The sequence below is a fragment of the Ensifer sp. ZNC0028 genome (assembly GCF_000799055.1).
GTDB lineage: Bacteria > Pseudomonadota > Alphaproteobacteria > Rhizobiales > Rhizobiaceae > Ensifer.
Map to the genome: position 1 here is coordinate 30,493 of NZ_JTLA01000103.1, position 24,297 is coordinate 54,789.

A 24,297-nucleotide genomic window follows, 5' to 3' on the forward strand; every position below is an offset into this window, starting at 1 on the left:
CAGTAGCGATTCTATTGTTTTAGGGAGTGGGTTTCATGCGCGGTCTGCAGAGAAAGCGAGAAGGCACCTCGTTCTTGTCCGGTTTTGGCCGCGGATCTTTGGCCGCTTCGTTCGCGGCGCTGGTCGCCGTCTCGCTCTGTCCCCCTGGCGCCTCGGCGCGCGATGCCTTCGCGGAAGATGCCTTCTCCACCTACAAGGCCAATGTCGACAACGGCAAGTACATGTTCAACGCTGCAGGCTGCGGCGCTTGCCACGGCTCCGGCGACAACACCGAACTGCTCTCCGGTGGTATGGAGATGAAGACGGCGATCGGCACCTTCTATGCGCCGAACATATCGCCGCACGCCAATGGCATCGGCGGTTGGAGCAATGCGCAGTTTTTGAACGCCGTGCTGGTCGGTCTCGACCGGGAGGGCAACAACCTCTATCCGGTCATGCCCTACACCTCCTATGGCGGTATGAAGCCGGAGGATGCGCTCGACATCAAGGCCTATGTCGAGACGTTGCCCCAGGCGGATGCGGCGTCCAAAGAGCATGAGATCGCCTTCCCATTCAGTCGCCAGACGACGATCACGCTCTGGAAGCGCAGTCACTTCACGGTGCCGGCCTACCAGCCGCGCGAGGAGACGCAAGCCGAGCGCGGCCGCTATCTGGTCGAGAATGTCGGCGGCTGCGGCGATTGCCACACACCGCGCACCACGACCTACGGGCTCGACCTGGAGCGCGCCTATGAGGGGGAAAAGGATTTGAGCGGCGCGGTCGCGCCCGACATCAGCAAGGCGAAGATGGCCGGTCTTGCCTCGCCCGACGTTTTCACCAAGGGCTTGATCGAGGAAGGCAAGAAGCTCTCGGGCGCGCCGATCAGCGATCCGGTGATGCGGCGTGTCGCCAAGGGGCTGAGCGTTCTTTCGGACGACGATCGCCGTGCGATCTATGCCTTCCTTGCCGATCGCGAGGTAAAGGCGCCGGCGCCGGTGGCCCAATCGGTCACGGCCGTCTGCAAGGAGAGCACGGCGACCGAAGCGCTCGGCGGCGGCAATGCGGCGCTGGCGCAGCAGGCCGATGCCTTCATCGGCAGATATTGCCGCAATTGCCACGGACCGGGCGAGAGTTCGCAAGGGAGCTACCCGGCAGGCGACCTCGCTTCCATTGCCGCCGACGCAAACTTCGTGACCCCCGGTGACGCCTCGAAGTCACGGCTCTATGCGACTGTCGTCAGCGGCCGCATGCCGCTCGGCAAGCGGCCCTCTGCCGAGGAGATCAAGGTCCTGGAGGACTGGATCAACGCCTTGAACGAAAAGAGCCTGCCGCAGACGGTCGCCGCGAAACCGGCGCGCGCCCGCCCGATGTTGGGTTATGGCCAGTTCGTCGACGCAGCGCTGAAGGACATCGAGACGGTCAGCGCCCTCGACCGCCCTTACATGCGCTACTTCTCCTATCGCGACCAGTACAACGGCATGATGGGCTGCGAGGACGACCAGACCTTCATGAAACGGATGGACGTGCTTGCCGGCGGCTTCAAGAAGCTTCTGAATTCGCTTTCCTACGGGCCCAAACTGGTGCTGCCGACAGAGGTCGATGGCACCAACGGCTTGCTGGTGCGCGTCGATCTGCGCGAACTGCGATGGGATACGGCGGACTATGACTTCCTGATCAAGCGCTACTTCTATGGGGTCGATCCCGACAGCGACGCGTCGCTTTCGGCGCTCTCGAAGGAAACGGCGACGCAACTGCCGATCATGCGGGTCGACTGGTTCATGAGCAACGGCGCGCGGCCGGAGATCTACAACCGTCTGATGAAGTTGCCGACCCAGATCGCCGAACTCGAGAAGCGCTTCAAGATCGACGTTGCCGGCAACATTCGCAGGCGCGACGTGCTGCGGGCCGGGTTCGCCGACGGATCGTCGGGGGTCTCCGACCACAACCGCATGCTCGAGCGGCACGACATGCCGTTCGGCGGCTACTACTGGAAGTCCTATGATTTTGGCGGCGACGTCGGCAAGCAGGTGCTGAAGCGCTTCCCGCACGGGCCGCGAGAACTGGCGCCGCTCGACGCGGGCCTCGTGCCGTTCGAGCATGACGGTGGCGAGATGATCTTCTCGTTGCCGAATGGGCTGCAGGGCTACTACCTCTCGACATCAGCCGGCAAACAGCTCGACGTCGGGCCGACGACGATCGTGTCGTTCCGTAAGCGACCGATCGGCAAGGGTGTCGAGATCATCAATGCGCGGTCCTGCGTCGATTGCCACGCCGACGGTATCCTTTCGAAGCGTGATCAGTTGCGCGAGCAGATCGAGACATCGACGCTCTTCAGCAAGGACCAGCAGGACGTGCTGCTGGCGATGTATGTGAAGCAGGAGGAACTGGACGAAACCTATCGCAAGGACCGCGAGCGCTTCGTCAACGCGCTGAAGGTGCTCGGCGTCACCGAGCCGACGCCCGACGGCGGCCTCCAGAGCAAGCACGCGCCGGGCGAGGCCGAGATCATCACCTACTTCGCCGACAAGTACGAGGACGAGCTCGATTTCGATGCCCTGGCGGCCGAGTTCGACATGACGCCCAAGCAATTCTCCGAGGCGATCAAGCGGGTGACGAACACCGATGTCCTGCGCCTCGGGCTTGACTGGGTGACGACGCTGGAAGCCGGCGGCACCATTCCGCGCAACGAGGTCGAGCAGCAATATGCGTTGCTGATGGCGCCGCTCACCCAGCGCCGTCCGCTCGACACGACGGCGATCGTCGTTGCCGGTTCCGAGCCGATGGCGGACGCCAGGCCGCAGTCGATCGCCGCCGCCGTGCCGGACTATCGCAAGGAAGATGCGGGGGCTGACCACAAGCTCGAACTGGCGCTGAACGTGAAGTCGACGACGGCGAAGGTCGGCGACGAGCTTTCTTTCGAACTCACCGCAAACCAGGCCTGCGAGCTGCAGATCCTCTATGTCGAGGAGAACGGCAATGTCGAGGTCATCCCCGACGTCATGATCGGCAACACCACGCTTAAGCCCGGCGAGCGACGCCTGATCCCGCAGCCGGGCACAGGCACGCTCACCTTCGACACGCCGGCGCCGGCCGAAACGATGCTGGCTTTCTGTCGCGCCGGCGGGCTCGGAGACCAGAGGCTGACGGTGGAAAAGGCACGGCAGTATGTCGCGACGTCGCGGTTGCCGCCGACGCGGGGGCTGGCGATCAACCTGGCCAAGCGGGCGCAGGGCGATGCTGGTGCCAGCAGTGTTCAGATGGTGACGTTCGAAATCAAGGATTGATGGGCGAGCCATGGTTCTGCTACGGGCATTTCTCCTCGCTTCGGCCGCTTTGGCGGTCTTCACCGCGCCAGCCGTGGCCTGCGACGGCCTTCGCCTGGCTTCGGAGGCGCTGAACCGCGCCGACGAGGCCGGCACCAAGGTGGCGGCCGATCCCTTAAACGTGAAAGGCTGCTCGGCGACCGAGATCGCGCTGACCCGGCGCGTCGTGGCGCTCGCAACCTTCAACCGCATTGCGGCGGCCGTGGGGCAGGGCGCCAAGCTTGAGACCTTCGAAACGGAGCTGACGGCCGCAAGCCGCGACGCCGGCGGCCCCTGGCAGATCCTCGACGCGCTCGGCGACATCAAGCGCGAGCGCAAGGATTACGACGCCGCGGCGACCGCCTATCAGCAGGCACTGGAAGATGCGGCAAACGAGGAACTGACGCCTGATTGGATGGCGCCGGACACGGCCTATATCGAGCGGCTGGACCGCCTGGCCTCGGAAATGCGGCTCGCCGCAACCAAGCCGGTCAAGCTCGCCGCGCGCGGCGCCTGCAAGTTCTCCTATCGCGGTGTCTCGATCCGGAAGAAGGCGACGCCAGTGCGCTATGTCTTCGGCACGGCCGAGTTCACGCCCGAAGGTCTCGAGTCGGCCAAGGACCTGTTCGAGTGCCTGAAGTCGGCAAAGCCGCCCGCAATCACCCTGATCGGTCACACCGATCCGGTCGGCACGCCAGAGGCGAACATGGTCTTGTCGATCGCCCGTGCCGAGGCCCTGGCGCATTACCTTGTCGATGCCGGCTATCCCGGCACCTGGACCGTTGTCGGCAAAGGCGAGGAGGAGCCGTTCAAGCCGGACGATCCAAGCGCCTATGACGAGATGATGCTGAACCAGCTCGACCGGCGGGTGGAAGTGGATGTGGGCAAGTGAAGGGGCTGCGCGAAATCCTGTTGGCGACAGGCTTGATCGCCTTGCCTGCATACGCCAACGCGGCGACCTCGGCGCTTGTTGTCGGCGTCGATGTCTATCCGCACGAAGTGAGCCTCGACGGCGCGGTCAAGGATGCGCTCGACGTGGCGCAGGCGCTGAAGGCGGCTGACGTCGGTCCGATCCGCCAGTTCGTCAACGAGCAGGCAACGAAGGCGGCCATACGCTCCGCCTGGATCGATTTGGTCGCGGGTGCGACGCGCGGCGATACGATCGTCTTCACCTATGCCGGGCACGGTGCGCAGATGCCGGAGCTGGTCGCCGGCACCGAGGAGGACGGGCTCGACGAGTTTCTGGAATTGCCGGGCTTCGACCGGGCGCGTGCCGAGGAGACGGCGAGCGAAATCATCGTCGACAACGAACTCAGCGCCTGGTTCGCGGAGGCGGAAGCCAAGGGCATTCACGTGCTCTTCGTTTCCGACAGCTGTTATTCCGGCGGCATGAACCGCTCGATCTCCGGCAAGACGCGGCTGGCGCCGATGGTGCGCGCCAAGGTGCCGCCGCCGTCGAAGGAGGCGCTGACCGGCGCCAAGGTGAGGGATGTGGAGCTGTCGCAGGTGACGATCCTCGCCGCATCGCTGGAAAGCCAGCCGACGCCGGAGGTGGTGATCGGCGGCGAGCCGCGCGGCGCCCTGAGCTGGAGCTTTGCCCGTGCATTGGAAGGCGCTGCCGATCGCGATGGCGACGGGCGGATTTCGCGGGTCGAACTCGAAGACTACGTTTTTTCCAACGTCAAGCTGCAATCGGAAGCCCTGCAGGTGCCGAACTTCACGCCGCAGCTGGCGCGCTCCGACAAGGAGATCGTGCTGTCCCTGCCGCGCAGCGCCAAGGTCGGCGTGGCGCCAACAGCGAGCGGCGCGAGGCAGACGCTGAAGTCGCCGCGCGAAACCGGATGGACGGGTACGCTGCCATTGCGCGTCGTCGGTGAGATGCCTGATCTTGCCAATATCGGCGGCAATGGCATGCCCTATCGGTGGGAGGCGGCATCCGGGGTCTTCTATACGCCGAACGGGGACGTCGCTGCCGAACATGTCGCGCCCGAAAGGCTCCAGGGCGTGGTCGACAAATTCATCCTGGTGGATTTTCTGAAGGCGCTTGCGGCGCAGAGCCCGGGGGCCGTTTCGCTAAAACCCGTCAAGGACATCTATTTTGCCGGCGACCGCCTGAATGTGGAGGCGCCGCAGGGCGGCTATGCCAACATGCTGGTCTTCAACCTCGCCAACACAGGTGAAGCGCAGCTGCTCGACGTGCAGATTGCCGGAAGCGAAAGCCACGCCTTCAAGCTGCGTGACCTGGAAGTGGTCAAACCCTTCGGCGCGGACCATCTGGTCGCCATCGCGACCAATGCGCCTGTCGATGCGATCGCGGCCGCCTTCGCCAATTCGAACCTCGATGCCGCGGCGTTGCTGCGCTTGCTCGAAACGCGCCTGGAGGGGAGCGAAAGTACGATTGCCGTTCAACCGCTTTACACGAGAGGTCAGGGCCAATGAGCGCGAGCCTCAGATCGCGGGCGTCGTTCTTCCATATCCTTGCGTGTTTCACGCTGCTCGCCGCTCCTGCGGTCGCCGGCGATCGGGCTTTGCTGATCGGGGTCGGCAACTATCAGAACCTGCCGGCGGAGTTTTCGCTACCGGGACCGGCGAACGATCTCATCGCGATGCAAAAGCTGCTTACGGAACGGCTCGGCTTCGACAGTACGTCGATCCGCGTGCTGAAGGACGGGCAGGCGACCAGGGCGGAAATCCTGTCATCCATGAACGGCTGGCTCGTCGACGCGACCAAGCCCGGTGATCGCGTCTATCTCTATTTTTCAGGCCACGGTCTGCAGGTGAACGATGCGGATGGCGATGAGGCGGATGGGCTGGATGAAGCGATTGCGCCTGCCGACATCGCTGCCGGCGAGACGGATTGGCAAGGCGCTGTCCTCGACGACGAGATAGATGTGGTGCTGGAGCGCCTGAAGGGGCGCGCGGTGACGGTTGTGATCGATGCCTGTCACTCCGGCACGATCTCCCGGTCGCTGTCCGAGGACATCGCGAAGCCTATCGAAGGCGCCCGCTTTCTCCCGCGTCCCGATGCCAAGCCGGTCGAGCAAGCTCTGACCCGCGGCCTTCGGATCGATCTTGCCCTTGTCGACAAGCCGAAGCTCGTGGAAGCCGGGGTGACCGCCTGGAGCGCGGCGGCGCCCTATCAGGTCGCATGGGACGATGTCCGGCTTCCGACCGCGGATCGGCACGGTGTCTTCACCGCAGCCTTCGTCGCCGGCCAGGCCGGCGACGCTGCCGATGCCAATGGCAACGGATTGACGAGCAACGCCGAGCTTCTGGAGTATGTAAAGGCGCAATCTGCGTCCTACTGCGCCTCGCAGGAACAATGCGGCAATCTCGACCCGCAACTGGAAGGCAAGCCCGAGGCGCTCGGCGACAGTGCGATGGTGCCGGAAAAGCGCGATGCGGATGGCAACGGGCAGGGCGCGTATGCCATTGCTCCGAACGCAGCGGTGCCGACCTATCAGGCGGCCAGTGCCATCGATGCCGTCGGCGATATCATCGGAAAGAGCGAAGCCGACGATGTCATGCTCTCTATCGATAGGCCGACCACCATGAAGGCCGGCGAAGTCTTCAAGCTGACGGTCAACAGCCGCACGGCCGGCAATCTCCTGCTTTTCGACGTCAACGCTCAGGGCAAGGCAACGCAGATCTTCCCGAACGAGTTTGCGCAAAAGATCACGACGCTGGCGCCGGGCGTGCCGCTGACCTTGCCGGATGAATATTACGGCTTCGATTTCGAGGCATCGGGCGAGGGGGACGGCATTTTCGTCGCGCTTGTCGTCAGCGATGCGGTCGACCTGAGCGATCTTGCGCCGATAGCGCGAGGCCTCAAGGTGGAGGTCGATGCGCGCGAGACCTTGAGCGAGATCGTCGCGCGGTTGCAGAAGAACTGGACCGAGGATCTAGACACGCGCGGCATCCACTGGTCGGTTGGCACCCTGCGCTATCGCGTCGAGTAGGATCGAGAACGGTAGAACGAAAAAACCCGCCTCGATGAGGCGGGCTTTTTTCGTGTCGTCTCGGCCGATCCTAGTGCAGGATCTGGCTGAGGAAAAGCTTGGTGCGCTCGTGCTGCGGATTGTCGAAGAACTCGGCCGGCGAGTTCTGCTCGACGATCTGGCCCTGGTCCATGAAGATCACGCGGTTGGCCACCTGGCGCGCGAAGCCCATTTCGTGGGTCACGCACAGCATGGTCATGCCTTCTTCGGCGAGCGACACCATGGTGTCGAGCACTTCCTTGACCATTTCCGGGTCGAGCGCCGAGGTCGGCTCATCGAACAGCAGGATCTTCGGCTTCATGCACAGCGAGCGGGCGATCGCCACGCGCTGCTGTTGGCCGCCGGAGAGCTGGCCCGGATACTTGTGTGCCTGTTCCGGGATCTTGACGCGCTTCAGGAAGTGCATCGCGATTTCTTCGGCCTGCTTCTTCGGCATCTTGCGGACCCAGATCGGAGCAAGCGTGCAGTTTTCGAGGATCGTCAGGTGCGGGAAGAGGTTGAAGTGCTGGAATACCATGCCGACTTCGCGGCGCACTTCGTCGATCTTCTTCAGATCGTTGGTGAGCTCGATGCCATCGACGACGATCTTGCCCTTCTGGTGCTCTTCCAGCCGGTTGATGCAGCGGATCATCGTCGACTTGCCCGAACCCGACGGGCCGGCAATGACGATGCGCTCGCCGCGCATGACCTTCAGGTTGATGTCACGAAGGACGTGAAAGTCCCCGTACCACTTGTTCATTCCGGTGATTTCGATCGCAACATCCGTTGCAGATACGGTCATTTTGGAAGCAGTGGCTGCGTTTGCCATGCGATCCTCCCCTCATTTTATCGTTTATGGGCCGTGTCGAGCACGCGTTCCATGAAACCTGAATAGCGCGACATACCGAAGCAGAAAAGCCAGAATATGAAGCCAGCGAAAATTAGCCCTGAGATCGGCGTGACCGAAGAAGCCCAGTTGGCGTCCGTGAAGTTGAAGCGAACGATGCCGAGCAGATCGAACATGCCGATGATCGACACCAGCGACGTGTCCTTGAAAAGGCCGATGAAGGTGTTGACGATGCCGGGGATCACCAGCTTCAGCGCCTGCGGCAGGACGATCAGGTTCGTCTTCTGCCAGTAGCTGAGGCCGAGCGAATCCGCGCCCTCGTACTGCCCCTTCGGGATCGCCTGCAGGCCGCCGCGCACCACTTCCGCCATATAGGCCGAAGCGAAGAGCGACACGCCGATCAACGCGCGCAGGAGCTTGTCGAAGGTCACGCCCTGCGGCAGGAACAAGGGCAGCATGACGCTGGCCATGAACAGCACTGCGATCAGCGGAATGCCGCGCACAAGCTCGATGAAGGCGGTGCAGAGCATCTTGATCACGGGCATATGCGACCGCCGCCCGAGCGCCAGCAGAATGCCGAGCGGCAGAGACACGGTGATGCCGACGTAAGACAGGATCAACGTCACCATCAGGCCGCCCCAGAGCGGTGTCTCGACATAGGTCAGGCCGAACCAGCCGCCCGGAAGCATGATGAACGCGATGATCGGCAGGACGGCGAAGAGCAGGATGGCGTTGATGCCCTTGTACGGGACCTTCGGCATCGCCATCGGCACAAGGAAGAGCACGAAGAGAACGCCGACCAAGGTCGGCCGCCAGCGCTCGTCGAGCGGATAACGTCCATAGGCGAACTGATCGATCTTGGCGTTGACGAACGCCCAGCAGGCGCCGCTCCAACCTTCCGGCTGGCTGCCGCCTTGCGCAACCGTTGCGCAGACGCCGCGGCCACCGCCTGTCCATGCCGCATCGACGAAGAGCCATTGGATGGCCGGTGGCACCAGCCATGCGAGCAACAGCAAGCTGATGATGGTCAGCACCGTATCCTTCGGCGTGGCGAAGAGGTTCTCGCGCAACCAACGGACGACGCCCCCCTCCGCTGCCGGCGGGGCGGAACCCTCGATCATCGAGGCGCGGACAAAAGTTCCCTGGTGTGTGTTCATGATCTTATCTCTCCACCAGGGCCATGCGGGCATTGAACCAGTTCATGAACAGCGATGTCGTGAGGCTCAGCGACAGGTAGACGATGATCCAGATCGTCACGACTTCGATCGACTGTCCCGTCTGGTTGAGGATCGTTCCGCCCACGGCCACGAGATCGGCATAGCCGATGGCGACGGCGAGCGACGAGTTCTTGGTCAGGTTCAGATACTGGCTGGTGAGCGGCGGGATGATGATGCGCAGCGCCTGCGGAACGACGACGAGGCGCGTGGTCAGGCCTGGCCGGATGCCGAGTGCGTGGGCAGCTTCCGTCTGTCCCTTGGACACGCCGCGAATGCCGGCGCGCACGATTTCGGCGATGAAGGCCGCGGTGTAGAACGACAACGCCAGGAACAGGGAGAGGAACTCCGGCCCGATGACCGAGCCGCCCGTCAGGTTGAACTTGCCGGCGACCGGAATGTCGAAGGTGATCGGCGATCCCGTGGCGAAGAACGTCAGGAGCGGCAGGCCGATGATGAGCCCGAGAACCGTCCAGAGCAGCGGGAAACGTTGTCCCGTGGCCTCCTGCTTCTTGCGGGCGTAATGCGCCACGGCGAAGCTTAGGATGATCGCGATGACGAAGGCGAAGAACGTGTACTGCCAGCCGTCACCGAGCACCGGCTTCGGAAAGGCAAGGCCGCGGTTGTTGAGGAACATGTTCAGCGGTAGCGCTGCCGATTCACGCGGCTGCGGCAGGATCGCCAGAACGCCGCTGTACCAGAAGAAGATCACGAGCAGCGGCGGAATGTTGCGGAACACCTCGACATAGGCGAGCGACAGTTTTGCGATCAGCCAGTTGTGCGACAGACGGCCGATGCCGACTGCAAAACCGATGATGGTCGCCGTGAAAATACCGCAGACCGCGACCAGCAGCGTGTTGAGCAGGCCGACGACCAGTGCGCGCTGATAGGTCGAATCACTGGTATAGGCGATCAGTGACTGCCCGACGTCGAAGCCGGCGCGCCCCCTGAGGAAGTCATAGCCGGAAGCAATATTCGCCCGTTTGAGGTTTTCGATCGTGTTGTCGGCCACCCAATAGACGAAGGCCCCGACTAGGACGACAGTGATGACCTGATAGAAGATGCCGCGGACCTGAGGGTCGTTGATGAACGACCCCGACGCTTTCGATTTCTCAGGCGTAGTTGTGACGCCAATCGCCATGCAATGCCTCTTTTCCCCTTTTCACCCTTTTGGGTGTTTTTATCGTTGGGATGGGGAAGCGGTTGTCCGCTTCCCCCTTATTATCGGTTCGCCTTAGCGGACCGGCGGAGCGTACTGGATGCCGCCCTTGTTCCACAGCGCGTTGAGGCCGCGCTCGATCTTGAGCGGGCTGCCGGCGCCGATGTTGCGGTCGAAGACTTCGCCGTAATTGCCGACGGCCTTGATGATGTTCACGGCCCATTCGTTGGTGAGACCGAGGTCGGTACCGATCTTGGTGTCAGCCTCGACGCCGAGGAAGCGCTGAACGTCCGGGTTGGTGGACTTCTTCATTTCTTCGACGTTGGCCTGGGTGATGCCGAACTCTTCAGCCTGGATCAATGCGTAATGGGTCCAGCTGACGATATCGAACCACTGGTCGTCACCCTGGCGCACGGCCGGGCCGAGCGGCTCCTTCGAGATGATTTCCGGCAGGATCATGTGATCGTCCGGCTTCGACAGCGTCAGACGCAGCGAATAGAGGCCGGACTGGTCGGTCGTGTAAACGTCGCAACGGCCGGCGTCATAGGCGGCGTTGACCTCTTCAAGCTTTTCGAAGACGACCGGGTTGTACTGCAGGTTGTTCGCCTTGAAGTAGTCGGCAAGGTTGAGTTCGGTGGTGGTGCCCGTCTGCACGCAGACGGCAGCGCCCGAGAGTTCCAGCGCCGACTTGACGTTCAGGCTCTTGCGAACCATGAAGCCCTGGCCGTCATAGTAGTTGACCGGGCGGAAGTTGAAGCCGAGCGCGGTGTCGCGGTTGATCGTCCAGGTGGTGTTACGGGCAAGGACGTCCACTTCGCCCGACTGCAGCGCCGGGAAGCGTTCCTTGGCGGACGTCGGGGTGTACTTGACCTTGCTGCCATCCGCGAAGATCGCGGCGGCGATTGCCTTGCAGTAGTCTACGTCGAAGCCGCTCCAGTTGCCCGAAGCGTCCGGCGCTGCGAAGCCGGCGAGGCCGGTGTTCACGCCGCACTGGACAAAGCCCTTGGCCTTGACGTCATCAAGAGTAGCGCCCGAAGCCGCCTGTATGCCAATCCCCATGACAGCAGCGCCAACGAGAGCTGTCAGAATTCTTTTTGCCATTTTTAGAACCTTTTTCTGTTGTCGTTAGTTCCAGTCTGCACCGTCGCGTCTCCTAGCGCGGTGAGCCTCCGCCACCCTCCTGGCGCGAGTGTCGGCTATCTCATGCTCAAATTCCATGAGGGTCAAGAGAGGCCGCCGATTTTCTGGTTTTGCATGTGAAAAACTCGAAACAAGCCAGAAAGTTAGGCAGATCTTGGGGGTGCGAAGCACGCTCTGGCGGAAAAATCGCCAAAAGTGGCCATGCAACGGTCAAAACGACACTCCGTGATTTTTGACACTTGACCGCGATTGTGGCTCGTTCGAAGAGTTTTGCATTCGAAATCAAGAAGCGGAATGAGCAATGGCAGACAGTGGCAATGTGAACGGCAAGGCAGGCATCAACACGCGTCTCGCCCACAGCGGCAACAACCCCTCCGATTACTTCGGCTTCGTCAATCCGCCGGTGGTGCACGCCTCCACGGTGCTGTTCCCGAACGCCAAGACCATGGAGACGCGGGCGCAGAAGTACACCTACGGCACCCGCGGAACGCCGACCACCGACGCGCTCTGCGACGCGATCAACGAACTCGAAGGTTCCGCCGGAACGATCCTCGTGCCCTCGGGGCTGGCGGCGGTCACGGTGCCGTTCCTCGCCTATCTCTCGGCCGGAGACCATGCCCTGATCGTCGACTCGGTCTACTTCCCGACGCGCCACTTCTGCGACACGATGCTGAAGCGCCTCGGCGTCACGGTCGAATACTACGATCCGATGATCGGGGCGGCGATCGAAAGCCTGATTCGCCCGAACACGCGCCTGGTGCACACCGAAGCGCCGGGCTCGAACACCTTTGAAATGCAGGACATCCGCGCCATCGCCGATGCCGCCCATCGCCATGGCTGCATCGTCACCATGGACAACACCTGGGCGACGCCGGTCTACTTCAAGCCGCTCGACCATGGCGTCGACGTGTCGATCCATGCGGCGACCAAGTATCCGTCCGGCCATTCGGACGTGCTCTTCGGCACAGTCTCGGCCAATGCCGAGCACTGGCCGGCCCTGACGGAGGCGATGGTGACACTCGGCGTCTGCGTATCGCCCGATGACAGCTACCAGATCCTGCGTGGCCTGCGCACCATGGGCATCCGCCTGGAGCGGCACCAGGAAAGCGCCCTGACGCTGGCGAAGTGGCTGGAAACACGCGACGAAGTGGCTCGCGTGCTGCATCCGGCGCTGCCGAGCTTCCCCGGTCATGAGCTCTGGAAGCGCGACTTCACCGGCGCAAGCGGCATCTTCTCCTTCGTCCTGAAGGCGGAGAGCCCGGATCGTTTCAAGGCCAAGGCGCACGCCTTCCTCGATGCGCTCAGGCTCTTCGGGCTTGGCTATTCCTGGGGCGGCTTCGAAAGCCTCGCAGTCCACGTCGGTCTCGGCGATCGCAAGGTGGCGTTGGCGCCGACGGAAGGACCGGTTCTCCGCCTGCAGATCGGCCTTGAGGACGTGCCGGATATCCGCCGCGACATCGAAGCGGGCCTGGCTGCGGCAAACGCAGTCTGACAAGGAAGGAACGGGCGCCGCGGTTATCCGCGGCGTTCTGCTTTTCTGGGTGAGGTTCGCCGGGTGAGCCGGGCCAAATTGCAGCGAGCTGCGGCTTTCTAGCGTTCTGGCGCGCCGTAGCCGTAGAGCCAGTCGAGGTCGGCTGCGAGCGCGTCGGCGCCCTTGAGCTTCAGCACCATGTCGCGGCCGATGCGCACCGGGCCGCGGGCGTGATAGGCGAAATGATTGAAGGCCGCGCGGCGGCGGACACGCGCGATGCGCGGCCGGCGAAGGGCTTCGAATTTCCGCAAGGAATCCGAGACGCTGAGGTCTTCAGACAGGCAGGCCGCAAGCGCGAATGCGTCCTCGATGGCCATGGCCGCACCTTGGGCCGCAAAGGGCGTCATTGCATGGGCCGCATCGCCGATCAGCACAGTCCTTTGCCCATCCTGCCAGGCGCCGTCGTCGACGGTGCAGAGTGGCCAGTAGGTGGGCGCAACCGCCTTCTCGAGAAGAGAGCGGATGCCTGGGTTCCAGCCGGAAAAGGCGTTCAGGCAATCCTGGCGCCGCTCGTCCGAATCCTTGCCGACCCAGACCGCGTCGGTCTCCTTGCCCTCGATGATGGCGACGAGGTTGAAGCCGCCGACTTCCCGCAGGGGGTAGGCGACGAGATGGGCGTGCGGGCCGAGGAAGGCGGTGACGTCGTCGCGCTTCAGCACGCCCGCGGCGATGTCGGCTGCAAGCGTCATTCGCCAGGCGACATTGCCGGAAAACCGGACGCGGCCGGCGCCGGGCACGCTCTCGCGCAGCCGCGACCAGATGCCGTCGGCGCCGATGACGACGTCCGGCTTGCGCCCGGTCACGTCCGCGATCGCCTGTTCCCCGGGCTTGTCGATCTGGCACCCGAGGTGGAGCCGGCAGCGCGGTTCGGATTGAACGGCCTGCAGCAGGATTTTCTGAAGGCTGGCGCGGTGAAGAACGCCATAGGGCGCATGCCAGCGGCGGCGCGCGAAGGTTCCGGCCGATACGTTGGCAAGCGCGCGCAAGGAGCGGCCATCAACGAGCCCGATGCGTTCGGGCTCCGTCCATACGCTCTCAAGCTGCGCAAGCAGGCCGAGTTCGATGAGGATACGGGAGGCGTTCGGCGAGAGCTGCAGGCCGGCGCCGACTTCGGTCAGCGCCGTTGCCCGCTCGATGATGTCGACTTCGAAGCCGCGCCGGGCGAGGCACAGGGCAGCCGTGAGGCCGCCGATGCCGGCGCCGATGATCGCGACGGGGCGCGACATCGCCGCTTATCAGGCGGCTTTATGGGCGAAGAGGCAGCCGGGGGGATTGGTTTCGGTCGCCTTCAGTTTCGGATTGTAGCGGTAGAGCGTGGAGCAGTAGGAGCAGACCTTCTCGCTGTCGTCACCCATGTCGATGAAGATGTGCGGGTGATCGTAGGGAACGGATGCGCCGGTGCACATGAATTCCTTGACGCCGATTTCGATTGCCTGATGTCCGCCGTCATTCTGGAAATGCGGGATGCTGTGGCCGGCCATGTCATGCTCCGATGAATGCAAGTCTGAAGGTCAAATTTGGCGGCACCATAGTCAGCTTTGCCGGAAATGTGTAGCGGCAAAGCTGCCGCAGTTGTGGTTTTTGCCGGTGCGGGGTTTCGCCCGCCAAAGCGACGAACTAGGTTGCGCCGGATCGATATGCCCGAGGATGAATAGATGGATCTCACCCCGCCGCCGTTTTCCCGTTTCAATCATGACGGTCTGGAGATCGCCTTCTTCGATGAAGGCGACCCGTCCGGCGCGCCCATTCTGCTCATCCATGGCTTTGCCTCAAGCGCCAACGTCAACTGGGTGTTTCCGGGCTGGTTGAAGACGCTGGGCGATGCCGGATACCGCGTCATCGCGCTCGACAATCGCGGCCACGGCAAGAGCAGCAAGCCCTATGACCCGGAACTCTATCGCCCGCAGCAGATGGCGGGTGACGCCGCTGCATTGCTCGGGCATCTCGGGATCGCCGAGGCCCATGTCATGGGCTATTCGATGGGCGCGCGCATTTCGGCCTTCCTGGCGCTCGCGCATCCCGACCGCGTGCGCTCGCTGGTCTTCGGCGGCCTCGGCATCGGCATGGTGTCGGGGGTAGGGGATTGGGATCCGATTGCCGACGCTTTGGTGGCGCCGTCGCTCGACGACGTGACCCATGCGCGCGGGCGCATGTTCCGCGCCTTTGCCGACCAGACCAAGAGCGACCGGCAGGCGCTTGCGGCATGTATCTCGACCTCGCGGGATCTGCTGACGCCGCAGGACATGGCGCGCATCGAGCAGCCGACGCTGATCGGCGTCGGGACGACCGATGATATCGCCGGATCGGCCGAAGAACTTGCCGCGTTGATGCCGCATGCGCGGGCGCTCGACATTCCCGGCCGCGACCATATGCTCGCCGTCGGCGACCGGGTTTTCAAGAAAGCGGTGCTCGAATTTCTGGCGGAGATCGATCGCGCCTAGCGTATCGTTGTCGCCGCCAGACGCCATTTAAGTCACGCCTGATTTCCCCTATAGTGATGGCAGGCACGGACAAGGAAGGAGAGCGACGATGGTCGCCAAGACCGAACTTCGCCAGGCAGAAGCGCTGAAAGTTATGGACCCGATCTGGAATAGCCTGCGCGAAGAAGCCCGGGTCGCCGCCGAGCACGACCCCATGCTCGCGGCCTTCCTCTATTCCACCGTGGTCAACCAGCATTCCCTCGAAGAAAGCGTGATCTACCGCATCTGCGAAAGGCTGGATCACCCGGATCTGCAAGCGAACCTTTTGCGCCAGACCTTTTCTGAAATGCTCGAGGACTGGCCGGAATGGGGCACCATCCTGCGTGTCGATATCCAGGCCGTCTACGACCGCGACCCCGCCTGCACCCGATTCCTCGAGCCGGTGCTCTATTTCAAAGGCTTCCACGCGATACAGACGCATCGCCTGGCCCATTGGCTGTTGAAGCGCGGCCGCAAGGATTTCGCCTTCTACCTGCAGAGCCGCGCGTCCAGCGTCTTTCAGACGGACATCAACCCCGCCGCCCGCATCGGCCGCGGCATCTTCCTTGATCATGCGACGGGCCTCGTTGTCGGCGAGACGGCCGTCATCGGCGACAATGTCTCGATCCTGCACGGCGTGACGCTTGGCGGCACGGGCAAGGAGGGCAGCGATCGCCATCCGAAGATCGCAGATGGCGTCCTGATCGGCGCCGGAGCGAAAATCCTCGGCAATATCCATATCGGGCACTGCTCGCGCGTTGCTGCCGGTTCGGTCGTGCTGAAACCGGTGCCGCCGAAATCGACCGTGGCCGGCGTGCCGGCAAAGGTCGTGGGCGAGGCCGGTTGTTCCGAACCGTCGCGCCAAATGGACCAGATCCTTGCCAGCTTCGATATCTGACATGCGGGAACCGGTGCGTAGCCTCTTTCGAGGGGTTTACACCCGCCGATGCAGCGTGCGAGAAGCGCCGCACAGTTTAAACGGCTACGGAGACGTGTTTTGAAGCCCGAAGAAATCCGCAAGCTTGAAGCCTATTTCAAGCGCACCTTCAATCAGCAGATGGTCGTCAAGGCTCGCCCGAAGAAGGACGAGTCCGCTGAAGTCTATCTCGGTGACGAGTTCCTCGGTGTGGTCTTCCGCGACGAGGAAGACGGCGAGCTTTCCTACAACTTCTCCATGGCGATCCTCGACATCGACCTCTAAGGTCCAACGTCGGACGCTTTCAGTATAAACCCCGAAAATCCCTGGGATTTTTGGGGTTTATTGTTTTGTGCGGGAGGTTGATGTCTCGCTGGGCAATTGCTCGCCATTGCTCACCTTGGGGCTTTAGTGAATGCGGCAAGAAATTTCATGCCGGACCGCGATATTTCATCAAGTTGTTGCATCTGTTGTATTTTATTGCATCGCACACTCGTCTTGACTTTTTGTGCAGTGCACATAAACTGAAGCCTCCAGATCAGGCCGTCACCAAGGAGACACCGGATGTTCAACTTCGACGATGCAAACAAGAAGAGCAAGGAAGCCATTGACGTGGCTGTGAAGAGCTATTCCGCCTGGACCAAGGGTCTTCAGGCTATCGCGACCGAAGCCGCTGACTTTTCGAAGAAGTCGTTCGAGGACAGCGTCGCGCATGTCGAAAAGCTGACCAGCGTCAAGAGCGTCGAGGCTGCGTTCGAACTGCAGACCAACTTCGTGAAGTCGAGCTACGAAGGCTTCGTCGCCGAAGCAACGAAGATCGGTGAAATGTATGCCGACCTCGCCAAGGACGCCTACAAGCCCTACGAAGCGCCGGTTGCCAAGGCTACGGCAGCAGTCAAGGCAGCCGCTGCAGCAGCCTGATCACCGGCTAGAACAATTTCCCAATAAAAAGGCCGGTCGCAGCGCTGCGACCGGCCTTTTTGTTTTTCGCATAAGCTGTGCGCAGCCCAAAGAAAGTTGATCAATCTTGCCGGTCAACGTGCGATTATGATTGCAGTGTGTTGGTTCGGTCTTAAAATCTGAAAACGAACCATTAGATAAAGGGCAAGCAGGCTGCGGCCGAGTTCGATGGGTCGCTGCTGGACAAGGAACTGACAAGAATGATCGCCATGCCGGTCCGGATGCAGCAAGGTAGCGATGATGAGGGGAACGGCAACAACCGCAGCACGTCCGTCATCACGCGTACCAAGCCGAAGACCAAAAAGCCGAGTTTGTATCGTGTTCTGCTTTTGAATGACGATTACACGCCGATGGAATTTGTCATCCATATTCTGGAGCGCTTCTTTCAAAAGAACCCGGAAGAGGCGACCCGCATCATGCTTCACGTCCACAATCACGGCGTGGGAGAGTGCGGCGTCTTCACCTATGAGGTCGCCGAAACCAAGGTGACGCAAGTGATGGATTTCGCCCGGCAGCATCAGCATCCGTTGCAATGCGTCATGGAAAAGAAATGAGGAACTAACGTGCCAACATTTTCGCCCAGCCTCGAAAAGGCGCTGCACCAGGCACTGACTTTTGCCAACGAGCGCCACCACGAATACGCTACGCTCGAGCATCTGCTTCTGGCATTGATCGACGATGCCGACGCGGCGGCCGTGATGGGCGCCTGCAATGTCAATCTTGAGACGCTGCGCAAGACCGTAACCGATTACGTCGATAACGAACTTTCGAACCTGGTGACCGGCTACGACGAAGATTCCAAGCCGACGGCCGGGTTCCAGCGCGTGATCCAGCGGGCGGTCATTCACGTCCAATCGTCCGGCCGCGAGGAAGTGACCGGCGCCAACGTGCTGGTCGCGATCTTCGCCGAGCGCGAAAGCCACGCTGCCTATTTCCTGCAGGAGCAGGAGATGACCCGTTACGACGCGGTCAACTTCATCTCGCACGGCATCGGCAAGCGGCCCGGCAGCTCCGAAGCCCGCCCGGTGCGCGGCTCCGACGATCACGAGAGCGAGCAGAAGCCCGCGCGCGACAACGAAGAGGCAAGCGCCAAGAAGCAGCAGGACGCGCTGACCGCCTATTGCGTCAACCTCAATGAGAAGGCGAAGTCCGGCAAGATCGATCCGCTGATCGGCCGTCACGCCGAGGTGAACCGCACCATCCAGGTGCTGTGCCGCCGATCGAAGAACAATCCGCTCTATGTCGGTGACCCCGGCGTCGGCAAGACGGCGATCGCCGAAGGCCTTGCCAAGCGCATCATTGAAAAGAAGGTGCCGGAAGCGTTGCAGGATGCGACGATCTTCTCGCTCGACATGGGCACGCTGCTTGCCGGTACGCGCTATCGTGGTGATTTCGAAGAGCGCCTGAAGCAGGTGGTCAAGGAACTCGAGGATTATCCGGGCGCCGTGCTGTTCATCGACGAGATCCATACGGTCATCGGCGCCGGTGCCACCTCCGGCGGCGCCATGGATGCGTCGAACCTGTTGAAGCCGGCACTGTCTTCCGGTGCGATCCGCTGCATCGGTTCGACGACCTACAAGGAATATCGTCAGTTCTTCGAGAAGGACCGGGCGCTTGTCCGCCGCTTCCAGAAGATCGATGTGAACGAGCCGACGATTGCCGACGCGATCGAGATTATGAAGGGCCTGAAGCCTTACTTCGAAGAGTATCACCACCTGAAATACTCGAACGAGGCGATCAAGGCGGCCGTCGAACTGTCGGCTCGCTACATCAACGACCGTAAGCTGCCGGACAAGGCGATCGACGTGATCGACGAATCCGGCGCCGCACAGATGCTGCTTCCCGCCAGCAAGCGCCGCAAGCTGATCACCGAGAAGGAGATCGAGGCGACGATCGCGACGATGGCGCGCATTCCGCCGAAGACGGTCTCCAAGGACGACGAAGCTGTGCTTGCCAACCTCGAGCGCGAACTGCGCTCGGTCGTCTACGGCCAGGACCTGGCGATCGAGGCGCTCGCCTCGTCGATCAAGCTGGCCCGTGCCGGCCTGCGCGAACCGAACAAGCCGATCGGCTGCTACGTCTTTTCCGGCCCGACCGGCGTCGGCAAGACGGAAGTCGCCAAGCAGCTTGCGACCTCGCTTGGGGTCGAGCTCCTGCGCTTCGACATGTCGGAGTACATGGAGCGGCACACGGTTTCGCGTCTGCTCGGTGCACCTCCCGGCTATGTCGGCTTCGACCAGGGCGGCCTCCTGACCGATGGCGTCGACCAGCATCCGCATTGTGTGCTTCTGCTCGACGAGATCGAGAAGGCGCATCCGGACCTGTTCAACATCCTGTTGCAGGTCATGGACCATGGTTCGCTGACGGATCACAACGGCAAGAAGATCGACTTCCGGAACGTCATCCTGATCATGACGACCAATGCCGGCGCATCGGAAATGGCCCGGGCCGCCATCGGCTTCGGTTCTTCCAAGCGTACGGGCGAAGATGAAGAGGCGCTGAACCGCCTGTTCACGCCGGAATTCCGCAACCGTCTGGACGCGGTCATTCCGTTTGCTTCGCTGCCGACCCCGGTCATCCACCAGGTGGTGCAGAAGTTCGTCATGCAACTCGAAACCCAGCTCGCCGAGCGCAACGTCACCTTCGACCTCGCGCCGGAGGCGATCGCCTGGCTGGCCGAGAAGGGCTACGACGAGAAGATGGGCGCGCGGCCGCTCGCCCGCGTCATCCAGGAAAACATCAAGAAGCCGCTCGCCGATGAAATCCTCTTCGGCAAGCTGAAGAAGGGCGGCGTCGTCAAGGTGACGATCGGCACCAAGGCCGATGGCACCAAGGGCCTGCTGCTCGATGCAGTTCCGGAGACAACGCCGATCAAGCCGAAGGCGGAAGTATCCCGCCCGGCAATGAAGGCGACAAAGCCGAAGAAGGCCGAGGACAAGGAAGAGGTGGGCGCCGAGCCCGCGCCGAAGTCCAAGCCGAAGAAGGCTGCCGCCAAGGCGTCGACGGATGACGAAGCCGGGGCAGGCGACGTGGCTCCCAGAAAGGGCCGCACGGTGCCGAAGGTGCCGCGCAAGAAGTAACCCCGCAAGACACGTTCGACGGCGCCGGATGCAAACCATCCGGCGCCGTTTTTCTTTGAGGACGAAATAGAAACCCCAGCGCGGTTTTTCGCCCGCGGGCCGGTCCGATAGCCTATATTCGGCCTTGCTGATCCCGGACGATTCGATCCGGGGTCGTCGTGGTCGAGTTGGAAACAATCCGGAATCGCCGATGAAGAGAGAAGAAGACGAGCAATCTTCGCTCGCCTGGTTCGGGAAAGGCATGCGCGGCATCTTCAGCCTGCCGGCCTTCATTCTGATGCTGTCCTTTGTCGGCTTCTGTTCGCTGACGGCCCAGGCCGGCATCCCCGTCGAGCAAGTGGTCTTCATGGTCGGCATGGTCTGGGCGCTCCCGGCCAAGGTCATTCTCGTGAGCTCGATGATGAGTGGCGCGGGACTTGCGACCGCCTTCCTCGCGGTCTCGCTGTCGTCCGTCCGGCTGATGCCGATGGTCGCCGCGCTGATACCGGAATTGCGCGGGTCGCGCACGCCGACTTGGCTTCTGCTCTTCCTCTCGCATTTCGTCGCGATCACCGCCTGGGTGTTCGCAATGGAGAAGGTGCCGCAGGTGCCGCGAGAGCGGCGCGTCGCCTTTTTCGCGGGCTTCGGTATCACTCTGGTGGCGGCAAACATGTTGCTTGTCGCCGTCGTCTACCACTTCGTCGCCGATTTCCCACCAATCGTCGCCGGCTGCCTCTTCTTCCTGACGCCGGTCTACTTCCTCGCCTCGATCTGGCATTCGGCGCGCCACCCCGTCGTCTACGTGGCGTTGCTCTTCGGTCTTGCCGGCGGGCCGCTGTTCTACTGGCTGTTTCCGGAATTCGACATTCTGCTGGCCGGCCTTGTCGGCGGCACGCTTGCCTGGCTGGTCGAACGCCTCTGGCGCCAACGCAAGGAGGTGGGAGCATGACCTGGCAGGATGGGTGGTGGGCCTATGTCTTCATCGCGATTGCCGGCTGGCTGGCGACCGACATCTGGCGCTGGCTTGGTGTCATCACCGGCAACAAGCTGCGCGATGATTCCGAGGCACTGAACTGGGTGAGGGCAGTGGCTACCGCGCTGGTCGCAGCGGTCATCGCAAAGCTCATTCTCTATCCCACGGGCGTACTCGAACAATCCCCGCTATGGCTGCGCGCCGGCGCCGTCGCATTTGGGGCTGCCGCCTTCTTCCTGTTTGGACGAAAGCCGGCAACCGGGATCGCCTCAGCGATTGCCGCATTGGCGCTGGGCCTGTGGTGGTTGGGCTTTTAGGCCGAGGCGAGGTCTTTCAACTGACCGTCTGTTAAAGAGCCGGCTTCGCCGGCTCCTGGTTCCCCGAGTGGATGATATGAGCGCGATTAGAGCGCCTGCCTTACCTTTTCGGCATTGGCCGCGAGGATGGCGCCGTCTTCCATCGTGCCGGAATGCGGCTTCAGCGGCACGCCTGCTTGCCGCGGAATGACGTGGAAATGCAGATGGAAGACCGACTGTCCGGCCGGCGCTTCGTTGAACTGCATGATCGTCACGCCATCGGCGTCGAAAGCTTCCTTGGCGGCAACGGCCAGTTTCTGCACGGTAGCAATCAGCGCCGGCAGCGTTGCGGCATCGGCGTCGAGCAGGTTGCGCGAGGGGGATTTCGGCACCACGAGGAGATGGCCTTCGGCCTGCGGCATGACATCCATGAAGGCGATCGTCGCGTCGTCTTCATAGACGCGATGCGAGGGAATTTCGCCGCGCAGGATCTTGGCGAAGATGTTGTTGTCGTCGTAGCTCATTGTTCTTCCTCGTCTAATGAAACCGGCTTCACGAAAAGCGGCTTAGTCGTCCTGCCGGTCACCTTTGCGGAAAGGTCCATGCTCTGCAAGGATTTCGCCCGTTTCCTCCACATCCCTGCGCTCGCGCTGAAGATAGTCGCCGACGGCGCGGGCGAGCCCCGGATGGGTGATGAAATGGGCGGAATGGGTGGTGACGGGCATGTAGCCGCGCGCAAGCTTGTGCTCACCCTGGGCGCCGGCCTCAACGCGCTTCAGCTCCTTGGCGATCGCGAAATCGATCGCCTGGTGATAGCAGACCTCGAAATGCAGGAACGGGTGATCCTCGATGCAGCCCCAGTGGCGACCGTAGAGCGCATCGCCGCCGATGAAGTTGATCGCGCCTGCGATGTAGCGGCCGTTGCGGCGCGCCATCACCAGCAGGATGTCGTCGGCCATGCGTTCGCCGATCAGCGAATAGAACGCGCGCGTCAGATAGGGGCGGCCCCACTTGCGCCCGCCGGTGTCCATGTAGAAGGTGAAGAACTCGTCCCAGATCGCTTCCGTCAGGTCGCTGCCGGTCAGCCAGTCGATCGAAATGCCGTTTTCGAGCGCAGCCCTGCGCTCCTTCTTCAGCGCCTTGCGCTTGCGTGAGGCAAGGGTCTCCAGAAAATCGGCGTGGGAGCCATAGCCTTCGTTGGTGAAGTGGAATTGCTGGTCCGTGCGGTGCAGGAACCCGGCGCGTTCAAGCGCAGGGATCTCGGCTTCGGGCACGAAAGTCACATGGGCCGATGAGACATCGTGTCTGCGGGCGAGCTCCTTCAAGCCCGCCGCAAGCGCATCCTGAACGGCGCTCGTGTTTTCATCCGGTGCCGTAAGCAGCCGTGGTCCGGTCGCAGGCGTAAAGGGGATGGAGCTTTGCAGTTTCGGGTAGTAGCGGCCGCCGGCGCGCTCGAAGGCGTCGGCCCAACCGTGGTCGAAAACGTATTCACCCTGGCTGTGGCTCTTCAGATAGCAGACGAGGCCGCCGCGCAATTGGCCATCGCCACCTTCGAGCAACAGATGCTGGCCGAGCCAACCGGTCTTGGCCGTCGCCGACCCGGACTCCTCGAGCGCCGAAAGATAGGCATGCGAGAGGAAGGGATTGTAGACACCGCCGGGAAACGCCTTCGATGCACCGGACAGCACGTTCCAGCGTGCCGCCGGTATATCGGTGAAGGATTGCGCAATGCGGAGGGTGACGGCGTCTGACATTACGTTAGGAAACCAGGGCCTCCCGCGGGTCGAAACCCTCGAAGGTCATCTGATCCGCATGGGCGAACGTGTAGGCTTCGGCCTGCCGGTCGCGCACGGTCCAGGTGATGATCGTCTTGCCGAGCGTCCGTTCCTTGGTGATGAACGAGTTTGGCAGGTGGCCGTAGTGGTAGGAGATAAAATCGAGCCCCAGCTGCATGGCTTCCTCGTGCACGAAGAAAGTCTCCGGATTGGCGCCTTCCGCGGTGAGGCCCAGCGGGTAGGGCGCGTCGAGCGCCTTCAGGTCTTTGAGCAGCCAGTGGTCGAAGCTCATCAGCGCAACGTGACCCTTGTAGCCTTCGAGCGTTTCGAGCACGGCGGCGGCAAAGCCCTCGTCATCGCCCTTGCGGCCCTTGAGCTCGATGACGAGCGGTACTTTGCCGGCAACCAGGCGCAGCATCTGCGTCAGCGTCGGCACCTTGTCCTTCGTGCCGCCGATCGCCATCAGACCGAGTTCGCCGGCGGTGCGGGCGCGCACGTCGCCCTTGATGCCGCAAAGGCGCTGGGTGTCGTCATCGTGGAAGACGACCGGAATGCTGTCTGCGGTATATTGCAGGTCGCATTCGATCGCGAAGCCGGCGTCGATGGCGCGGGAGAAGGCCGAAAGCGTGTTTTCCCACACCTGCTTGTTCATGTCGTGATAGCCGCGATGGGCAATCGGTTGGGCCTTCAGCCAGGAAATGTCAGCCATG

General features: G+C 62.3%; 22 protein-coding genes. 13 read left to right on the forward strand and 9 right to left on the reverse strand.

Annotated elements, in window-relative coordinates; all coding sequences use genetic code 11:
- Window positions 1-35 precede the first annotated feature (35 nt).
- The 4 genes from L981_RS33430 to L981_RS23895 are packed head-to-tail and all read left to right on the forward strand — an operon-like array spanning window position 36 to window position 7,240.
- The gene (locus tag L981_RS33430) at window positions 36-3,263 is read left to right on the forward strand and encodes a c-type cytochrome (RefSeq protein WP_052201994.1); all 3,228 of its coding nucleotides are present in this window, start codon (window positions 36-38) and stop codon (window positions 3,261-3,263) included.
- A 10-nt stretch (window positions 3,264-3,273) separates the two neighbouring features.
- Window positions 3,274-4,173, forward strand: a complete 900-nt coding sequence (locus L981_RS23885) for an OmpA family protein (protein WP_043622110.1) — start codon at window positions 3,274-3,276, stop codon at window positions 4,171-4,173.
- Window positions 4,170-5,720, forward strand: a complete 1,551-nt coding sequence (locus L981_RS23890) for a caspase family protein (RefSeq protein WP_043622112.1) — start codon at window positions 4,170-4,172, stop codon at window positions 5,718-5,720. The genes L981_RS23885 and L981_RS23890 overlap by 4 nt, the downstream gene beginning before the upstream one ends.
- Entirely contained in the window at window positions 5,717-7,240 is a 1,524-nt protein-coding gene (locus L981_RS23895) for a caspase family protein (RefSeq protein WP_043622115.1), read from the forward strand. The genes L981_RS23890 and L981_RS23895 overlap by 4 nt, the downstream gene beginning before the upstream one ends.
- A gap of 70 nt (window positions 7,241-7,310) precedes the next feature.
- Here L981_RS23895 and L981_RS23900 read toward each other — a convergent pair whose 3' ends face one another.
- The 4 genes from L981_RS23900 to L981_RS23915 form a co-directional block, all read right to left on the reverse strand.
- Window positions 7,311-8,087 (reverse strand): amino acid ABC transporter ATP-binding protein, encoded by a 777-nt coding sequence (locus tag L981_RS23900; RefSeq protein WP_043622118.1) that lies wholly within the window; start codon window positions 8,085-8,087, stop codon window positions 7,311-7,313.
- 17 nt (window positions 8,088-8,104) lie between these two features.
- The gene (locus tag L981_RS23905; protein WP_043622120.1) at window positions 8,105-9,262 is read right to left on the reverse strand and encodes an amino acid ABC transporter permease; all 1,158 of its coding nucleotides are present in this window, start codon (window positions 9,260-9,262) and stop codon (window positions 8,105-8,107) included.
- A gap of 4 nt (window positions 9,263-9,266) precedes the next feature.
- Window positions 9,267-10,460 carry an amino acid ABC transporter permease gene (locus L981_RS23910; RefSeq protein ID WP_043622123.1) on the reverse strand — a complete coding sequence of 398 codons (1,194 nt, stop codon included), beginning with the start codon at window positions 10,458-10,460 and terminating at the stop codon, window positions 9,267-9,269.
- A 93-nt stretch (window positions 10,461-10,553) separates the two neighbouring features.
- Window positions 10,554-11,579, reverse strand: a complete 1,026-nt coding sequence (locus tag L981_RS23915; RefSeq protein ID WP_043622127.1) for an amino acid ABC transporter substrate-binding protein — start codon at window positions 11,577-11,579, stop codon at window positions 10,554-10,556.
- 340 nt (window positions 11,580-11,919) lie between these two features.
- Here L981_RS23915 and L981_RS23920 point away from each other — a divergent pair, with 340 nt between their 5' ends.
- Complete coding sequence (locus L981_RS23920) at window positions 11,920-13,110, forward strand: cystathionine beta-lyase (RefSeq protein WP_043622129.1); 1,191 nt, start codon at window positions 11,920-11,922, stop codon at window positions 13,108-13,110.
- A 98-nt stretch (window positions 13,111-13,208) separates the two neighbouring features.
- Here the strand turns inward: L981_RS23920 and L981_RS23925 are convergent, their stop codons facing one another.
- A complete protein-coding gene (locus L981_RS23925; protein WP_043622132.1) occupies window positions 13,209-14,375 on the reverse strand; it encodes an FAD-dependent monooxygenase in 1,167 nt (388 codons plus the stop codon).
- A 9-nt stretch (window positions 14,376-14,384) separates the two neighbouring features.
- Window positions 14,385-14,630: a zinc-finger domain-containing protein gene (locus L981_RS23930; RefSeq protein WP_043622135.1), complete on the reverse strand. Its 246-nt coding sequence runs from the start codon at window positions 14,628-14,630 to the stop codon at window positions 14,385-14,387.
- Between the two features lie 174 nt (window positions 14,631-14,804).
- Here L981_RS23930 and L981_RS23935 point away from each other — a divergent pair, with 174 nt between their 5' ends.
- The 8 genes from L981_RS23935 to L981_RS23970 all read left to right on the forward strand — a co-directional run bounded on the left by L981_RS23935 (window position 14,805) and on the right by L981_RS23970 (window position 21,833).
- Entirely contained in the window at window positions 14,805-15,590 is a 786-nt protein-coding gene (locus L981_RS23935) for an alpha/beta fold hydrolase (protein ID WP_043622138.1), read from the forward strand.
- A gap of 88 nt (window positions 15,591-15,678) precedes the next feature.
- A complete protein-coding gene (gene cysE, locus L981_RS23940; protein ID WP_043622142.1) occupies window positions 15,679-16,506 on the forward strand; it encodes a serine O-acetyltransferase in 828 nt (275 codons plus the stop codon).
- A gap of 99 nt (window positions 16,507-16,605) precedes the next feature.
- Window positions 16,606-16,809 (forward strand): DUF3126 family protein, encoded by a 204-nt coding sequence (locus L981_RS23945; RefSeq protein ID WP_034796738.1) that lies wholly within the window; start codon window positions 16,606-16,608, stop codon window positions 16,807-16,809.
- Between the two features lie 279 nt (window positions 16,810-17,088).
- Window positions 17,089-17,445: a phasin family protein gene (locus L981_RS23950; protein ID WP_034796735.1), complete on the forward strand. Its 357-nt coding sequence runs from the start codon at window positions 17,089-17,091 to the stop codon at window positions 17,443-17,445.
- A 239-nt stretch (window positions 17,446-17,684) separates the two neighbouring features.
- Window positions 17,685-18,038, forward strand: a complete 354-nt coding sequence (gene clpS, locus L981_RS23955) for an ATP-dependent Clp protease adapter ClpS (RefSeq protein WP_043622145.1) — start codon at window positions 17,685-17,687, stop codon at window positions 18,036-18,038.
- Window positions 18,039-18,047: 9 nt separating this feature from the next.
- On the forward strand, window positions 18,048-20,564 hold the full coding sequence (gene clpA, locus L981_RS23960) for an ATP-dependent Clp protease ATP-binding subunit ClpA (RefSeq protein WP_043622148.1): 2,517 nt from the start codon (window positions 18,048-18,050) through the stop codon (window positions 20,562-20,564).
- Window positions 20,565-20,754: 190 nt separating this feature from the next.
- On the forward strand, window positions 20,755-21,492 hold the full coding sequence (locus L981_RS23965) for an AzlC family ABC transporter permease (RefSeq protein WP_043622151.1): 738 nt from the start codon (window positions 20,755-20,757) through the stop codon (window positions 21,490-21,492).
- Window positions 21,489-21,833: an AzlD domain-containing protein gene (locus L981_RS23970; RefSeq protein WP_043622154.1), complete on the forward strand. Its 345-nt coding sequence runs from the start codon at window positions 21,489-21,491 to the stop codon at window positions 21,831-21,833. Before L981_RS23965 ends, L981_RS23970 begins: the two co-directional genes overlap by 4 nt.
- A gap of 86 nt (window positions 21,834-21,919) precedes the next feature.
- On the opposite strand, the gene L981_RS23975 is transcribed toward L981_RS23970, so the two are convergent.
- Genes L981_RS23975 through L981_RS23985 form a run of 3 tightly spaced genes read right to left on the reverse strand, consistent with a single transcriptional unit; the run spans window position 21,920 to window position 24,296 of the window.
- On the reverse strand, window positions 21,920-22,336 hold the full coding sequence (locus tag L981_RS23975) for an HIT family protein (RefSeq protein WP_043622157.1): 417 nt from the start codon (window positions 22,334-22,336) through the stop codon (window positions 21,920-21,922).
- 42 nt (window positions 22,337-22,378) lie between these two features.
- Window positions 22,379-23,566 carry a GNAT family N-acetyltransferase gene (locus L981_RS23980; protein ID WP_043622159.1) on the reverse strand — a complete coding sequence of 396 codons (1,188 nt, stop codon included), beginning with the start codon at window positions 23,564-23,566 and terminating at the stop codon, window positions 22,379-22,381.
- A 4-nt stretch (window positions 23,567-23,570) separates the two neighbouring features.
- Window positions 23,571-24,296, reverse strand: a complete 726-nt coding sequence (locus L981_RS23985) for a glycerophosphodiester phosphodiesterase (RefSeq protein ID WP_043622162.1) — start codon at window positions 24,294-24,296, stop codon at window positions 23,571-23,573.
- Between the last annotated feature and the right edge of the window lies 1 nt (window position 24,297).

What these genes read in the sequence shown, in the direction of transcription:
- L981_RS33430 (WP_052201994.1), top strand. Translation starts at nt 36, where the DNA reads ATGCGCGGTCTGCAGAGAAAGCGAGAAGGCACCTCGTTCTTGTCCGGT.
- L981_RS23885 (WP_043622110.1), top strand. Translation starts at nt 3,274, where the DNA reads ATGGTTCTGCTACGGGCATTTCTCCTCGCTTCGGCCGCTTTGGCGGTC.
- L981_RS23895 (WP_043622115.1), top strand. Translation starts at nt 5,717, where the DNA reads ATGAGCGCGAGCCTCAGATCGCGGGCGTCGTTCTTCCATATCCTTGCG.
- L981_RS23900 (WP_043622118.1), bottom strand. Translation starts at nt 8,087, where the DNA reads ATGGCAAACGCAGCCACTGCTTCCAAAATGACCGTATCTGCAACGGAT.
- L981_RS23905 (WP_043622120.1), bottom strand. Translation starts at nt 9,262, where the DNA reads ATGAACACACACCAGGGAACTTTTGTCCGCGCCTCGATGATCGAGGGT.
- L981_RS23910 (WP_043622123.1), bottom strand. Translation starts at nt 10,460, where the DNA reads ATGGCGATTGGCGTCACAACTACGCCTGAGAAATCGAAAGCGTCGGGG.
- L981_RS23915 (WP_043622127.1), bottom strand. Translation starts at nt 11,579, where the DNA reads ATGGCAAAAAGAATTCTGACAGCTCTCGTTGGCGCTGCTGTCATGGGG.
- L981_RS23920 (WP_043622129.1), top strand. Translation starts at nt 11,920, where the DNA reads ATGGCAGACAGTGGCAATGTGAACGGCAAGGCAGGCATCAACACGCGT.
- L981_RS23925 (WP_043622132.1), bottom strand. Translation starts at nt 14,375, where the DNA reads ATGTCGCGCCCCGTCGCGATCATCGGCGCCGGCATCGGCGGCCTCACG.
- L981_RS23930 (WP_043622135.1), bottom strand. Translation starts at nt 14,630, where the DNA reads ATGGCCGGCCACAGCATCCCGCATTTCCAGAATGACGGCGGACATCAG.
- L981_RS23935 (WP_043622138.1), top strand. Translation starts at nt 14,805, where the DNA reads ATGGATCTCACCCCGCCGCCGTTTTCCCGTTTCAATCATGACGGTCTG.
- cysE (WP_043622142.1), top strand. Translation starts at nt 15,679, where the DNA reads ATGGTCGCCAAGACCGAACTTCGCCAGGCAGAAGCGCTGAAAGTTATG.
- L981_RS23950 (WP_034796735.1), top strand. Translation starts at nt 17,089, where the DNA reads ATGTTCAACTTCGACGATGCAAACAAGAAGAGCAAGGAAGCCATTGAC.
- clpS (WP_043622145.1), top strand. Translation starts at nt 17,685, where the DNA reads ATGATCGCCATGCCGGTCCGGATGCAGCAAGGTAGCGATGATGAGGGG.
- L981_RS23965 (WP_043622151.1), top strand. Translation starts at nt 20,755, where the DNA reads ATGAAGAGAGAAGAAGACGAGCAATCTTCGCTCGCCTGGTTCGGGAAA.
- L981_RS23970 (WP_043622154.1), top strand. Translation starts at nt 21,489, where the DNA reads ATGACCTGGCAGGATGGGTGGTGGGCCTATGTCTTCATCGCGATTGCC.
- L981_RS23975 (WP_043622157.1), bottom strand. Translation starts at nt 22,336, where the DNA reads ATGAGCTACGACGACAACAACATCTTCGCCAAGATCCTGCGCGGCGAA.
- L981_RS23980 (WP_043622159.1), bottom strand. Translation starts at nt 23,566, where the DNA reads ATGTCAGACGCCGTCACCCTCCGCATTGCGCAATCCTTCACCGATATA.
- L981_RS23985 (WP_043622162.1), bottom strand. Translation starts at nt 24,296, where the DNA reads ATGGCTGACATTTCCTGGCTGAAGGCCCAACCGATTGCCCATCGCGGC.